Genomic DNA, 13,295 nt, shown 5'->3' with positions numbered 1-13,295 from the left:
GATGCAAGTCACAGAAAAAGCGCAATATTTCGGAATATTTTTCATTGCATTGAGGGTGCAATGGCGCATAATACGAAGCAATTGACGTAATTTACAAAATGGGCCGCGTCGAGTTTATTAAGGGGGCTGGTCTTCGGACCAGAAAACACAACGATGACAATGGGGGAAAACTTGTCAGGCAAACGCCGCTGGTCCGTAGTGGCTGCTTCTCTATTTTGTTGTGTGCTCGCCGGAATCGCTCTTTTCATATCTTCTGTTGCCGCCCCTGCTCCTGTCGAAGCCGCGCAAGATCTGGCCAGTGGCACTCATATGGGCGTTGCCACATGCGGCGGAACCACATGCCACGGGCGACAGGAAGCAGATGGCGAGATTGTCCGTCAGGACGAGCTGATGCGCTGGCAAGAGGAGTCCACCCCCGGCGGCGCACATAGCCGGGCTTTTCGCGTCTTGCGCGAGCCCCGCAGCATCGCCATTGCCAAACGCCTTGGCATAAAGGACGCAGCCTCTTCGCAGCAATGTCTGGGCTGCCACACCACGCAGGCGGCGAAAAAAGGCCCGCGTTTTCAACTTAGCGACGGTGTCGGCTGCGAATCCTGTCATGGCGCTTCATCCGGCTGGCTGTCTGCCCATTATGCCGTCGGTGCCACCCATGCGCGCAATGTGTCGCTTGGCCTCACCCCGCTTGATAACCCGAAAGTGCGGGCCAGTGCCTGTCTCGACTGCCATTTCGGCAGTGCAAAAGATGGCCAGTTTGTCAGCCACCGGATCATGGCGGCGGGTCATCCCCGTGTTGCGTTTGAACTGGACCTGTTCTCTACGCTGCAACAGCATCATGACGAGGATGCCGACTATATCCGCCGCAAAGGCAAAACGAATAATGTCCGGTTCTGGGCTGTGGGCCAGTCAATGGCGCTGGAACGCTCGCTGAACCTCTTTTCGAAACCATCACTGGCGACCGAGGGAATTTTTCCGGAATTTTACTTCTATGACTGCCATAGCTGCCATCGCCGTATTTATGACGAGGCATCAGCCCGGCCGACATCGATAAGCAACCCTGGCCGCCCCATTCCAGAAGGCATGCCGCCCTATAATGACGAGAATATGATCATGCTGAGCGCCGCAATCGCCGTAGCAGCGCCCGATCTGGCCGGACAGTTTAACGCACAGTCCAAGGCATTTCACGCCGCAATGGCGCAGGGGCGCGGTCCGGCTGTCGAAGCCGCAGGGCGTTTGCGGCAAACAGCCACGGTCCTGGCGGATCGCTTCTCCCGCGCCAATTTTGGTCGTGAGCAGACGTTCCAGATCATGGAGACCATCGCCGGACAGGCCATTTCCCCGCGCTTCACCGATTATGAAGGCAGTGTGCAGGCAGTAATGGCCATTGATACCTTGCTGAGCGGGCTAGTGAATAATGGTCAGGTGAGCGAGGCAGCAGCATCCAGCCTGCGTGGTCAAATCAACGTGGCCTACAAGGCGGTGAGTGAACCCAATAGCTACGAACCGCTGCAATTCCGCCGGGCGCTGGGCAGCGCGGTTAGAACCATGAGGGCTTTACGATAATGCGAAAGTTCCGTTTCTCCGCTGCAATCTCTGCGGCTGCGCTCCTTCTGGCATCTTGTGGCGGCGGGGGTGACAGCAACGATTTTGGCGGCACGCCATCGCCATCTCCGGCTCCCTCACCCACACCGTCACCGATTGATGGCACGGGCGGTGCGTTTACGCCTCCCGTCCAAGAATCGCTTAGCGTCACGGATGTGCAAAAAATTATTGCCCAAGCGGTCGGGGAGGCAACGGCTCGCAACCTGCCCTCGGTAATCGCGGTAACAGACCGGGTCGGCAATGTTCTGGCGGTGTTCGAGATGAACGGCGCCCGGCCAACCGCTACCACCAGCGCGCGGACCGCTTTGGGGGCAATCAATAGCCCCACTGTCGATGTGCAGGGCGTAGAATTTCCCGCCGCCGCCGGTGCTATCGCAAAAGCCATTACCGGCGCTTATCTGTCCAGTTCGGGCAATGCCTTTTCCAGCCGCACCGCCAGCCAGATTGTTCAGGAACATTTCCCGCCAGCACCGACTACAGCAGGGCTTGAAAGCGGACCACTTTTCGGTGTGCAATTCAGCCAATTACCATGCTCTGATTTTAACCAGCGTTTTGGCAATCCCGGCGCTCAGGCGTTGATCGGACCAAAACGATCTCCGCTGGGCCTGTCGGCCGATCCGGGCGGACTCCCGCTTTATAAAAACGGCGTTGTTGTCGGCGCAATCGGTGTGATGGGGGACGGTGACTATGGCTCCGATCCCAATATTCTCGACACCGATGTCGATGATGAAGAAGCGATTGCTCTGGCGGGGATTCAGGGGTTCGCCCCGCCCGCTGCGATAACCGCCAATCGCATCTCGGTTGATGGCACACAGCTTCGTTTCAGCGATATGGTGGTGAGCGACCTTTCTCCGCTTCAAAGCAATTTTGCGGCGATCAATGGCACATCGGGCAACCTTATCGCCGTTACGGGCTATACAACCGGTGCTATTATCGCAGGGACAGCCTACGGGACAGAGGCTTCCGGTGTTCGCGCGTCCACCGTGGGCGAGTTCAAGAACCGCGATGCGTTTGTCCTGACCGATGGCACTGGCACCAACCGCTTCCCGATCCGCGCGGCAACAGACGGGGGTGATGTAACAACGCCGCTTACCGCTGCCGAAACGCGGGCAATATTGGAAGAAGCATTTATTGTCATGTCCCGCGCACGGGCGCAAATCCGCCAACCGCTGGACAGCCGCGCGCAGGTTTCGATTTCGGTTGTCGATACGCACGGCGAAATACTCGGCATTATCCGATCCCCCGATGCGCCGATTTTCGGGACAGATGTGTCGCTGCAAAAAGCGCGGACCGCATCGTTCTTTTCGGGAAGTAATGCGGCATCCGACCTGCTTGCCAATCCCGATAGTGATGTCGCCGCATTTGTCGGGCGCGTCAGGACATTTTTGAATGATCCCAATGCGCTCACGGGCTTGACCGCCTTTGCCGATCGCTCCGGCGGCAACCTGTCGCGTCCCTATTTTCCGGATGGCGAGCTGGGCCGCCCCAACGGACCCTTGTCGCGCCCTATAGAGGATTTCAACCCTTTTGCGACGGGGTTACAGGCTGCGCTGATCCTGCCCAATCTGGGGCAGCACCTTGCTTTTGTTACCGGGGCATCACCAACCGATACACCAATGCGCTGCACCAATATGCCTGATGCGGCTGCGGGGCAGAACCGGCTTGAAAACGGTATCCAGATTTTCCCCGGAAGCGTTCCGATTTATCGCGGCAATCAATTGGTCGGCGGTCTTGGCGTGTCCGGTGACGGGATTGATCAGGACGATATGATCAGCTTCCTCGGCCTGCATAATGCGGGGGTTCGTCTTGGCACCATCGGCAATGCGCCCAAGGCCATGCGCGCGGACAATATCGTCGTTGATCTGGGCAATGCCAATGTGCGTTTGCGCTATGTAAACTGCCCGTTTGCACCATTTCTTGATACGGACGACCAAAATGTCTGCGAGGGGCTTTAGCGCCGATGTCCGCAGTCGTTTCTTCTTTTTTGCCGATAATGGCAGTGATGTCCGGTCAGGCCGAGCTGATGGAGACGCGGCACCTGTCTGCCGAAGAAATGGAAACTTCTCTGTCCGCTTTGATTGCGGGAGAGAAGTTTGACTGGATCCGTGCAGGCAATACGGATGCGGCTCTCACGGATATGGGTGCCGGAACCAGCGCCGCTCTTGTAACCGCTATTGACGAACCGACGTCAGAGGGCGCGGATAATGTTGAGGACGAGGCCGAAACCGAACCGGCTCCAGCAGCGCCCGAGCAACTGGAAATGGACTTTGAGAGCATTGATGCTGACGAAGCCCTGATTGATGGCCGCCGCCGTCCCGGCGTTCCCAAAGAGCTGCCCGAACGCGTCACCCAGAACAACCCCGGTGCGATCAGCGCACCGCCGCCGGAAGCGTTTCCGACCGATGAATTTCCGGTTCCTGACAGGTGGCGTATTTTAAGGTCGCTATGTCCGGAAAAAGGCAGCGATCAATCTATCTTTCAGGTCTTTGGCGCGCTGCGGAATAATTGCCGGAGCACCCTGAACCCCTATGGGCAAAATGTTCTGAAGGGCGATTTGCCGATTCCGGCGGACAAGAAACCATCCTTCCTGAAAGGCGATGACTGGTTCTTTGTCGTCAATGCGATTTCCGACACGGTTATCGAGCCGCGCAGCTTTCCCATTCCCGTGGGTGTGCAAACAACCGAACGTCCCGGTAACATCAATGTCTTCGGTCGTTCCGGATCAGAAGTTTATGCACAGACCTTCATAACCGGCTTTGCCCTGATAAAAGGTTCCACTGCCTATAAACCGCCGGATGTCGAATACCGGGTCACGCTGGCAACGCAGATCAACCATGTCAATGTACCGGAACGCCGGGTGCTGTTTGTCGAACCTTCCAAAAAGTCGCGCCGGACAGATTATTTTATCGGCGTGCAGGAAGCGTTTTTTGACTATCATATCCGCAACACTTCCGCCCGCCATGACTTTGACAGTTTCCGGATCGGTATCCAGCCGATGCAAGCCGATTTTCGCGGTTTCCTGTTTCAGGATAACCAGCTTGGCTTTCGCCTGTTCGGGACGCGCGACAATAACCGCGTGCAATATAATCTCGGCGCGTTTGTGCAGTTGGAGAAAGACACCAATAGCGGCCTGAACGACATTACCCAGACGCCGCGTGACAGTTATATCTTCTTTGCCAATCTCTATCGTCAGGACCTGCCGTTTGTCGGCCTGACCAGCCAGTTCAGCGTTACATACAACATGAACCGCGAGAAAAACGATGTCGAGATTGACGATAACGGCTTTCCGGTTCGCCCTGCCCTGATCGGTAATTTGCGGGGCCGCTCTTATGATGTGGTGTATCCGGGTTATGCCGTGGATGGCCGGATCGGGCGCATCAACCTCACGGGACAGGTTTACGGCGCTTTCGGTGAAGACCGCAACAGCATTTTCACCAGCGAACCCGCAAAGATTGCCGCCTATTTTGCCGCCGCAGAGGCAAGCTATGATGTTGATTTCCTGCGTTTCCGGGCGTCGGGCCTGCTCGCCAGCGGGGACGGCAATCCTTATAATAATACCGAAGCCGGTTTTGACGCGATTTTTGAAAACCCCATATTTGCGGGGGCGGATACCAGCTATTGGATCAGGCAGACCATTCCCTTTGCCGGTGGCGGGCGCGTGATCGGTCTGAATGGCCGCAACGGTATTCTCAATTCGTTGCGCTCCTCCAAAGAACAGGGCCAAAGCAATTTCAACAATCCCGGCACGATTTTGGCCGGTGCCGGCGTCGATGCCGATCTGACGCCCCAGCTCCGGTTATCGGCAAATGCCAATCATTTGTGGTTTCACAAGACAGAAAGCCTGGAGGAGCTGCGCGTGGAGGGTAGTATTCCCAATGATATAGGATGGGATCTATCCACTGCGGCAATTTACCGTCCCAAAGCCTCGCAGAACATTGTTTTCCGTCTGTCTGGCGCTGCCCTGCTCCCCGGAAAGGGATTTAAGGATTTGTTTGACAAGACCGACAAGCGCGATTTCCATTATTCCATACTTTTCAACGCGATATTGGCTTTCTGATATGCAGTATTTCCACCATATTACATTGGCCACATATATGCCGAATATGCCGAGGCTGGCTCAGAGCACGGCTGCGCTGTTCTTTGCGGCGCTATTGCTGGTTTTCGGTTCGCCCGATGCCCATGCTGCAGGCAAAGAAAAGCCCCAGAAAATTGACTATCGCTTTACGCCCCCTGCTCCCCAGAACCAGACATGGGATGCCGCAGATGCCAAAAGCACGGGCTGCGTTTCCTGTCATACCGACAGCGATCAGAAAACCATGCACGCAAGTCCCGCCGTGGTGCTGGGCTGTGTCGATTGTCATGGCGGTGACGCCAGCGTTACGGGTGACAATGGATGGGGCAGAAACAGCCCGCAATATATGTATGCGCTCAAAAATGCGCACGTCCTGCCCAAATATCCCGAAAGCTGGCACTGGCCCTCTTCGGCCAATCCCAAGCAGAGCTATACGCTGCTGAACAAGGAATCACCGGAATTTGTCCGTTTCGTTAACCCGTCCGATTACCGCGTTGCGCGTGAATCCTGCGGCGCGTGCCATATGGAGATTATCGAGGCGTCCGAGCGTTCGTTAATGGCAACCGGTGCCATGCTATGGGGCGGCGGCGCTTATAATAACGGTATCGTGCCGTTTAAAAATTACCTCTTTGGCGAGGCCTATACGCGCGACGGATTGCCGGCAACGATCAAGTCCCCCGGAAATCCGCATGGTAGCGTGACCGAAGAACAAAAGAAACGCGGCGCTCTCCCGATTCTTTATCCCCTGCCCACTTGGCATACTGTACCGCCGGGCGATATATTCCGTGTGTTTGAACGGGGCGGGCGCAATATCAACACGCAGTTTCCGGAAATCGGCCTGCCCAATATTGGCGGCATTATCCAAAGGCTGGAAGAGCCAGGACGCCCCGACCTGAAACAATCCAACCGTGGCCCCGGCACGGGCCTGCGCGTCGCTATTCCTATACTCAACATCCATAAAACCCGGTTAAACGACCCGTTCACATGGTTCATGGGCACCAATGACCAGCCCGGTGATTATCGCCAGTCCGGCTGTGCCAGTTGCCATGTCGTCTATGCCAATGACCGCGAACCACGGCATAGCCTGACCTGGGCCAAATATGGCCGCGATGGTCAGACACAAACCAAAGACCCGACGATCCGCAACCTGAAAAAGGGCCAGGTTCGTTTCGGCAGCTATGGCACATATGATGCTGCCCACGGTAAAGAGGACGGACATGCGGATGAGCATGCGGATATTTCCGGCGGCGAAACAGCCCCAGAGGACCGTGAAAAAGGTCACCCGATCCAGCATGCGTTCACCCGCGCAATTCCCACCGCGCAGTGCATGAACTGTCACATGCATCAGCCCAACATCTTCCTGAACAGCTTCCTTGGTTACACCATGTGGGATTATGAATCCGATGCTCCGCTCATGTGGCCGGGACCGGATAATGTAACGCCCAAGCCGGAAGGGATGAGCGACGAAGAATATCAAAAAATCTATAAGCAGCAGAAATACCCGACCGCCGAGGAAGTGCGTAAGGTGCTGGACCGCAATCCGGAGGCCGCTTCTCCCAAGGGGCTTTGGGCCGACCTCGATTTCCTGCGCAATGTCTATGACGTCAACAGCAAAGCCAAAGACACCCAATTTGCCGATTATCACGGCCATGGATGGAACTTTCGCGCTATCCTGAAAAGGGACCGCGAAGGCAATCTGCTCGATGAGGATGGCAATATCGTCGATAATGACGATCCGGAAAAATTCCGCCGCGAAGGGGAAGAAAAATTTGTCGAACCCGGCACTAACCCCGGCAAGACTGTGCATATGATGAGCATCCATGCCGAGGTCGGTATGCAATGCGCCGATTGCCATTTCGGGCAGGACAGTCACGGCAATGGCCTGATTTATGGCGAGGTTGCCAATGCCGTCGAGATTGGTTGTAAAGACTGCCACGGCACTGCGGATGCTTATCCGACCCTGTTGACATCCAATGTTGCCGCGCGGCCCAAGGGCAATAATCTCAGCCTTTTGCGTAATGCCGATGGACAGCGCCGCTTTGAATGGATGCAGGATGAAAACGGCAAGCGCGTGTTGATTCAGCGCTCTATCGTTGATCCAAAGCTAAGCTGGCGGGTTAGTCTGGTCAAAGATTCTGTTGATCGATCCCATCCTGACTTCAACCTGAAAGCGGCACGCGCAAAGCTCATGTCGAAAAGCGGGTCGGAGACGGGGAAATATAGTTTTGGTAGCGGTGTCGCCGCTGCTGACCGCGCGCATAGTGACGACAACATGGTCTGTTTCACCTGCCACCTGAGCTGGACCACCAGTTGCGGCGGTTGTCACTTGCCGATCGAGGCCAACTGGCAAGCCGAAAGCCATAAATATGACGGCGGAACGACGCGTAACTTTGCGACTTACAACCCGCAGGTTGCCCGCGACCAGATGTTCCAGCTTGGCAAACACCAAACGACCAAGGGCAATGTGATTGCGCCGGTTCGCTCCAGCTCGGCCCTGATATTGTCCTCGACCAACATCAACCGCGAACGCATCTATGTGCAGCAACCGCCCATCTCGGCAATCGGGTTTTCCAGTCAGGCATTTGCGCCGCACTTCCCGCATACGGTTCGTAAATCCGAAACAAAGCAATGCTCCGATTGCCACCTGAGCGAAGCCAATGACAATAACGCGATCATGTCGCAATTATTGTTACAGGGCACGAATTTCGTGAACTTTGTCGGCCTTCATGCCTGGGTCGGACTGGACAAGGGCTTTGAAGCGGTGCGCGTCACGGAATGGGATGAACCGCAGGCCGTTATCGGCTCCTATCTGCAAAAATATGCCTATCCCGATTACTGGCGGATGCATGTCGAGGATAATGGCCGTGAGTTAATCAACTGGGTCCGCGGCAAGCGGCTGGACAAGAACCTCTCCGGTGAAACCAAGGCGCTCGAAGAATTTGCCAATGTCGTTCAGGGCACAAGTGACAGCGTCCGCTGTTTACAGTTGCGCGGCGAATATATGTTTGTCGCAGAGGGCAAAGGCGGCTTCCGTGCCTATGACGTGGCGTCCATCGGTAACAAGGGCTTTTCCGAACGCATCGTCAAAGCCCCCTTCTCCTCGCTTGGCCATGACACGCATGTGAAAACAAAAAATGCCACCTGCATGGCGCTTGCGACCAATCAACCGATTGCACCCGAACGCAATACAGCGGAAATGCGGGAGATTAATCAGGAACAGACGTTCCACCCGATCTATAATTACGCGGTGATCACGGACAGCGAAGAAGGCCTGATCCTGGTCGATATCAACACGCTGGCCGATGGCGAGTTCCGCAATAATTTCTTCAAGCGCGCCGTAACCTGGAACGCTGGCGGCCTATTGGATGGGGCGAGACATATCACGCTGGCCGGGCATTATGCCTATATCACGGCGACAAGCGGCTTGGTCGTTATCGACCTCGATGACCCGCTGAAACCGCAGCATGTAGTCACTCTGCCGCTGGATGATGCGCGCGCTTCGGCATTGCAATTCCGCTATCTGTGGGTGACGGATGCGCAAGGGGTGAAATTGTTCGATGTCACGGATATGGAAAAACCGGTTGCGGTTCCGTCCGGCACCATCCCGCTGAACAACGCCCGGCGGCTCTATCTGGCACGAACCTATGCCTATATCGCGGCCAAGGAAGAAGGGCTGGTCATCGCCAATATTACCAACCCCGAAGCACCTGTAATCTATCGCAAGGAAACATTCGGCGGCCAGATGAACGATGCCGAAGATGTGATTGTCGGGACAACCAATGCCAGCCTGTTCGCTTATGTGGCGGATGGCCGCAACGGGTTGAAAGTCATTCAGTTGACCTCACCCAGCAGCCAGCCCAATTTTTACGGCTTCTCACCGCCGCCGATGCCGGAATTGATCGCCTTTGCCCGCACGCCGAAACCGGCCCTCGCCCTGTCCAAGGGGCTGGACCGTGATCGTGCTGTCGATGAAACCGGCGGCCAGATAGCGGTGTTCGGAAGGCTCGGCTCCCGGCCCTTTACCCGCAGCGAGATGCAGCGCTTTTACCTGAACAGCAAGGGCAAGCCCTATTTCGTGAAAGACGAAGCGAACCTGTCGGACTGGATTGGCCCGGTCCCGCCTTTGCTGGCGCGGCGGTAACAAGTTCGCCCTCTCGTTGGCAGGGCGCAAGAAACAAAAAGCCCCCCGCATTCAGGAACAAAATGCGGAGGGCTTTTCTTTAATATCTATAGGATCAGGCTTTAACAGTCGCGGTCAATAGCCCGGCCAGCCAGCGCGCCGGCTGCACCGCCGATGATGGTTCCCACGGTCTTGTCACCGCGGCCAGCCACTTCGTTGCCAAGCAAACCACCGGCAATGGCACCGATTATGGTGCCGCCCGTGCCGCGGTCACATCCACGATAGCGACGGTCATTATTATAACGGCGAGAATCACGGCGATCCCGGCGGTCATAGCGATCACCCCGATAATAGTCACCGCGCCGATAATTGCGGCGATCATCACGAACCTGTTGGTAATAGCCGCCATCATATCCGTTATAATAGCCGCCGCTACGCGCTTCAGCAGGTGTCGCAAAGGACATCGATGCGATGGCAGCGGTGGTAACGGCAAGTGTTCCTAAAACCTTGTTAATCATAGCTTCTACTCCAAAAGGATCTGGCGCGATCCGACTCGTTTAATGCCCTACATGAATCGTTCTAGACACCCCCGCTTGTCCCGTAGCTGAATATCGATTTTATGTTATGTTCATGTTTAAATGTATTTTTATGAACTAAATGTATTTTTCCTTTATATTACAGATAGATATGGTATTTTTGTTGAGCCTACTAATCTTTTGAATGATTGTCGCGATTATCTTCTGCGGATAGCTAGGCATGAGAAAAATCGGAGAAGATCATGAAACTCAAAGGCAAAACCGCTGCAATCACCGGCGGCACCGCAGGCATAGGGCGCGCTATTGCCGAAGCCTTTCTTGCAGAGGGCGCGAAAGTCGCGCTTATGTCGCGCAACCCGGAAAAAGGCGCGCAGGTTCTGGACGAGCTTGATGTTAGCTCCCGCGCCATCTTTGTCGCCGGGGATGTCATGGAACAGGCATCTGTCGAGGGTTTCATAGATAAAACGGTCGAGACATTTGGAACGATCGACATTCTCGTCAACAATGCGGGCGGCGCCGGGGGTCTTGCGCCGCTTGCCGAGCTTAGCGACGAGGTTTTTGACGAAACGATGAAGTGGAATATCTATTCGACATTCTGGGCAACCCGCCGGGCATTGCAAACGATGATCGCGCAAAAATCCGGACGCATCATCAATATGAGCTCGACCGAAGGCAAAATGGGCAAGGCCACTTTTGCGCCCTATACCATCGCGAAACACGGCATCATTGGTATGACCAAATCTGTCGCACAGGAAGTCGGCCCTATGGGCATCACGGTTAATGCCATCTGTCCGGGGCTGGTAATAACGGACATAATCCGCAATAATGGCCCGGAAACAGCCAAGGGATTGGGCATGACTTTCGATGAGATGATCGACATGTTTGCCCAGGAAAGCGCACTCAAGCGCCCCAACACAGCCGAAGAAGTTGCCGCCATGGCCCTGCTGCTCGCATCCGATGAGGGTGGTGGAATTACCGGCGCGGCGTTAAGCGTTGACGGCGGAACATCGCAATATTGAATCGCAATATTGATCAGGCGCAATGCGGGTTCAGGGTAAAAGCTGATCCCGTTTTCGGGCAGCGGCCTTCATGTCTGCCCACGGGTCAGCCTGTTTACCGGCGTGGCCCTGCCCCTCTTCCTGCGCCGCGTCTTCATCATTCGCGCCGACCGCCGTTACGGTCGGCGGCTCTGCGGCAACACAATAAGCGGTCACCAGCACCATCGCTGACCACCACAGCGCATTATTGCGACTGGCAAAGATACGGCTAAGGCGAGGTCCGAACATGGGCCGAGCTTAGCGAAGCTTTCTTAACATTATGTAGTGGCACGCGGCTGCAGCCCATTCATATGTGCTTCATGAAAACCAATATTTGGTAATTTTCACCATTTAGCGGCGTCCACCAATATAGCGCCCAGAGCAGAAATAGCATAAGCCTTTGATTTATAATGAATATAAAAACTGGCACGCTCTATGCAATGATACAGACATCATCGCTTGAACAATCAAGAATGAGCCAAATTAACCAGTCACGAACTTAAAGGAACTTAAAATGTCTAACACAAAACTTCAGAACCAGCTTACCGCCGCTTTCGCAGCATTGCTTTCCGCCGCCGTCATGATCAGCATGAGCGTTGGCCCCGCTGCTCAAAATGCCGCTTCGCTGATAGCCTGATCCCGCAATTCGAACCCGTCATCTGTTCTCAACGCCTCGTCTCATTATCTCATCTCTGGCCAAAAAAAATCTGGCCCTCGCGAAAGCCGGGGCCAGATTTCATATTCCATAAAGCCTGATCCATGGCCTGATCTATAAAGAGATTCAGGCCGTCATAAGGTATAAGCGCTTAACGGCAGCGCAATCCGCCGCGGTCAATTTCACGGCCCAGCAATGCGCCGCCCGCACCGCCAAGCAATGTGCCTACAAGCCGGTCTCTACCGCCGTCCAGCTCGCGCCCTAACAGAGCGCCAACAGCGCCGCCGATAATCAGGCCGGTCGTGCCATTATCCCGCTTGCAATGATAACGTCCATCCCGTCCGCGCCAGATCCGGTCATTGCGCGACAGACGGCGCGGCTCATAATAGCGGCCGCGGTCATCATATCTGTGTCTATGCTTATGCTTGCCCTTATATTTGGCCTTATAAAAACCGTGTGCCGGAGCATGATCAGGCGGCCCAGCCAGCGCGGGTGCAGCCGGTATCATTAAAGTAGCCGCAGCGAGACTCATCAACATTTTTCGCATTTTTTACTCCTGTCTTTGTTCCGATGGACAGGATTATCATGGGGAATATGAACGCCGCCCAACGGCTTCATTCAGTTTTTTCCAATGTCGTCAGACTGTTATATATGTGCGACAAATGACAGCTTATTGACAGGCATTCAAAAAGTTTTTCAGCGCTTCGCCCGAGCCGTTCAAATGCACGCTGAACTTATGCCCGTTCAGATTGACAAAAGCGCGCTCCCCCTGCGCCATCGCCGTGAGCAGATCATGCGATCCGGGCAAGTAAAATTGCGGCATGTAGCTTTTCTTGTCCGCGTCGCCGGTCGGCATCATTCGCGCCAGCACACCGATGGACCGGCCATCATCAATCCTGACCGTAAAGCCGAACCGGTCCCCCGCAACCAGTTCCTTTGGCGCCGCGGCTATCATGTTGGAGATCCGGACGGTTCCATCCGCCTGCCTTTTGCAAGCCATTGTCCAGAACCGGTTATCGGTTTGCGGCGACATGAACGAAAGAACAGGAGCAGTGACATCGCCATTATAATGCCAACCCATGCCGAACGCCTGTCCCGCGTCGGGATAATCCACACGCGACGGGAGGACCGGCTTGACGGCCTCCTCAGCCGCTACAGGCGAAGATTTGGATGACGCATCCACCTGCGCGAACAGCGGCGCGTGCCCCATGGCCAGCGCAGTCGCAGCCAGAGTTGCGAAACGAACTGCCTTTGCCATCATATGCGGCCACTTATC

The 13,295-nt window shown here is 55.4% G+C and carries 10 protein-coding genes; 6 read left to right on the top strand and 4 right to left on the bottom strand.

Features of this window, described 5'->3' with window-relative positions; translation table 11 throughout:
* Positions 1-171 precede the first annotated feature (171 nt).
* Genes VIN76_RS05040 through VIN76_RS05025 form a run of 4 tightly spaced genes read left to right on the top strand, consistent with a single transcriptional unit; the run spans position 172 to position 9,812 of the window.
* Entirely contained in the window at positions 172-1,560 is a 1,389-nt protein-coding gene (locus VIN76_RS05040) for a multiheme c-type cytochrome (protein ID WP_332040727.1), read from the top strand.
* A complete protein-coding gene (locus VIN76_RS05035) occupies positions 1,560-3,554 on the top strand; it encodes a heme-binding protein (RefSeq protein ID WP_332040726.1) in 1,995 nt (664 codons plus the stop codon). The genes VIN76_RS05040 and VIN76_RS05035 overlap by 1 nt, the downstream gene beginning before the upstream one ends.
* 5 nt (positions 3,555-3,559) lie before the next feature.
* The gene (locus VIN76_RS05030; protein WP_414696283.1) at positions 3,560-5,656 is read left to right on the top strand and encodes a hypothetical protein; all 2,097 of its coding nucleotides are present in this window, start codon (positions 3,560-3,562) and stop codon (positions 5,654-5,656) included.
* Between the two features lie 37 nt (positions 5,657-5,693).
* Positions 5,694-9,812: a hypothetical protein gene (locus tag VIN76_RS05025; RefSeq protein WP_414696282.1), complete on the top strand. Its 4,119-nt coding sequence runs from the start codon at positions 5,694-5,696 to the stop codon at positions 9,810-9,812.
* A 101-nt stretch (positions 9,813-9,913) separates the two neighbouring features.
* On the opposite strand, the gene VIN76_RS05020 is transcribed toward VIN76_RS05025, so the two are convergent.
* Complete coding sequence (locus VIN76_RS05020) at positions 9,914-10,309, bottom strand: glycine zipper 2TM domain-containing protein (protein WP_332040725.1); 396 nt, start codon at positions 10,307-10,309, stop codon at positions 9,914-9,916.
* A 260-nt stretch (positions 10,310-10,569) separates the two neighbouring features.
* On the opposite strand from VIN76_RS05020, the gene VIN76_RS05015 reads away from it, so the two are divergent.
* Positions 10,570-11,346: an SDR family NAD(P)-dependent oxidoreductase gene (locus VIN76_RS05015; RefSeq protein WP_332040724.1), complete on the top strand. Its 777-nt coding sequence runs from the start codon at positions 10,570-10,572 to the stop codon at positions 11,344-11,346.
* Between the two features lie 30 nt (positions 11,347-11,376).
* On the opposite strand, the gene VIN76_RS05010 is transcribed toward VIN76_RS05015, so the two are convergent.
* Positions 11,377-11,613, bottom strand: a complete 237-nt coding sequence (locus VIN76_RS05010; protein WP_332040723.1) for a hypothetical protein — start codon at positions 11,611-11,613, stop codon at positions 11,377-11,379.
* Positions 11,614-11,878: 265 nt separating this feature from the next.
* Between VIN76_RS05010 and VIN76_RS05005 the strand changes: the two genes are divergently transcribed.
* A complete protein-coding gene (locus tag VIN76_RS05005) occupies positions 11,879-12,001 on the top strand; it encodes a hypothetical protein (RefSeq protein ID WP_332040722.1) in 123 nt (40 codons plus the stop codon).
* Between the two features lie 169 nt (positions 12,002-12,170).
* Here the strand turns inward: VIN76_RS05005 and VIN76_RS05000 are convergent, their stop codons facing one another.
* Together VIN76_RS05000 and VIN76_RS04995 are read right to left on the bottom strand one after the other, a co-directional pair.
* On the bottom strand, positions 12,171-12,566 hold the full coding sequence (locus tag VIN76_RS05000) for a glycine zipper 2TM domain-containing protein (protein WP_332040721.1): 396 nt from the start codon (positions 12,564-12,566) through the stop codon (positions 12,171-12,173).
* 123 nt (positions 12,567-12,689) lie between these two features.
* Positions 12,690-13,280, bottom strand: coding sequence for a hypothetical protein (locus tag VIN76_RS04995; protein WP_332040720.1), 591 nt, complete (start codon positions 13,278-13,280; stop codon positions 12,690-12,692).
* Positions 13,281-13,295 lie beyond the last annotated feature (15 nt).

Source organism: Parasphingorhabdus sp. (assembly GCF_036568145.1).
Taxonomy (GTDB): domain Bacteria; phylum Pseudomonadota; class Alphaproteobacteria; order Sphingomonadales; family Sphingomonadaceae; genus Parasphingorhabdus.
Note: the sequence above shows the minus strand (reverse complement) of the source record. Positions and strands in the feature narration are given on the sequence as shown.

What these genes read in the sequence shown, in the direction of transcription:
- VIN76_RS05035 (WP_332040726.1), top strand. Translation starts at nt 1,560, where the DNA reads ATGCGAAAGTTCCGTTTCTCCGCTGCAATCTCTGCGGCTGCGCTCCTT.
- VIN76_RS05030 (WP_414696283.1), top strand. Translation starts at nt 3,560, where the DNA reads ATGTCCGCAGTCGTTTCTTCTTTTTTGCCGATAATGGCAGTGATGTCC.
- VIN76_RS05025 (WP_414696282.1), top strand. Translation starts at nt 5,694, where the DNA reads ATGCCGAATATGCCGAGGCTGGCTCAGAGCACGGCTGCGCTGTTCTTT.
- VIN76_RS05020 (WP_332040725.1), bottom strand. Translation starts at nt 10,309, where the DNA reads ATGATTAACAAGGTTTTAGGAACACTTGCCGTTACCACCGCTGCCATC.
- VIN76_RS05015 (WP_332040724.1), top strand. Translation starts at nt 10,570, where the DNA reads ATGAAACTCAAAGGCAAAACCGCTGCAATCACCGGCGGCACCGCAGGC.
- VIN76_RS05010 (WP_332040723.1), bottom strand. Translation starts at nt 11,613, where the DNA reads ATGTTCGGACCTCGCCTTAGCCGTATCTTTGCCAGTCGCAATAATGCG.
- VIN76_RS05005 (WP_332040722.1), top strand. Translation starts at nt 11,879, where the DNA reads ATGTCTAACACAAAACTTCAGAACCAGCTTACCGCCGCTTTCGCAGCA.
- VIN76_RS05000 (WP_332040721.1), bottom strand. Translation starts at nt 12,566, where the DNA reads ATGCGAAAAATGTTGATGAGTCTCGCTGCGGCTACTTTAATGATACCG.
- VIN76_RS04995 (WP_332040720.1), bottom strand. Translation starts at nt 13,280, where the DNA reads ATGATGGCAAAGGCAGTTCGTTTCGCAACTCTGGCTGCGACTGCGCTG.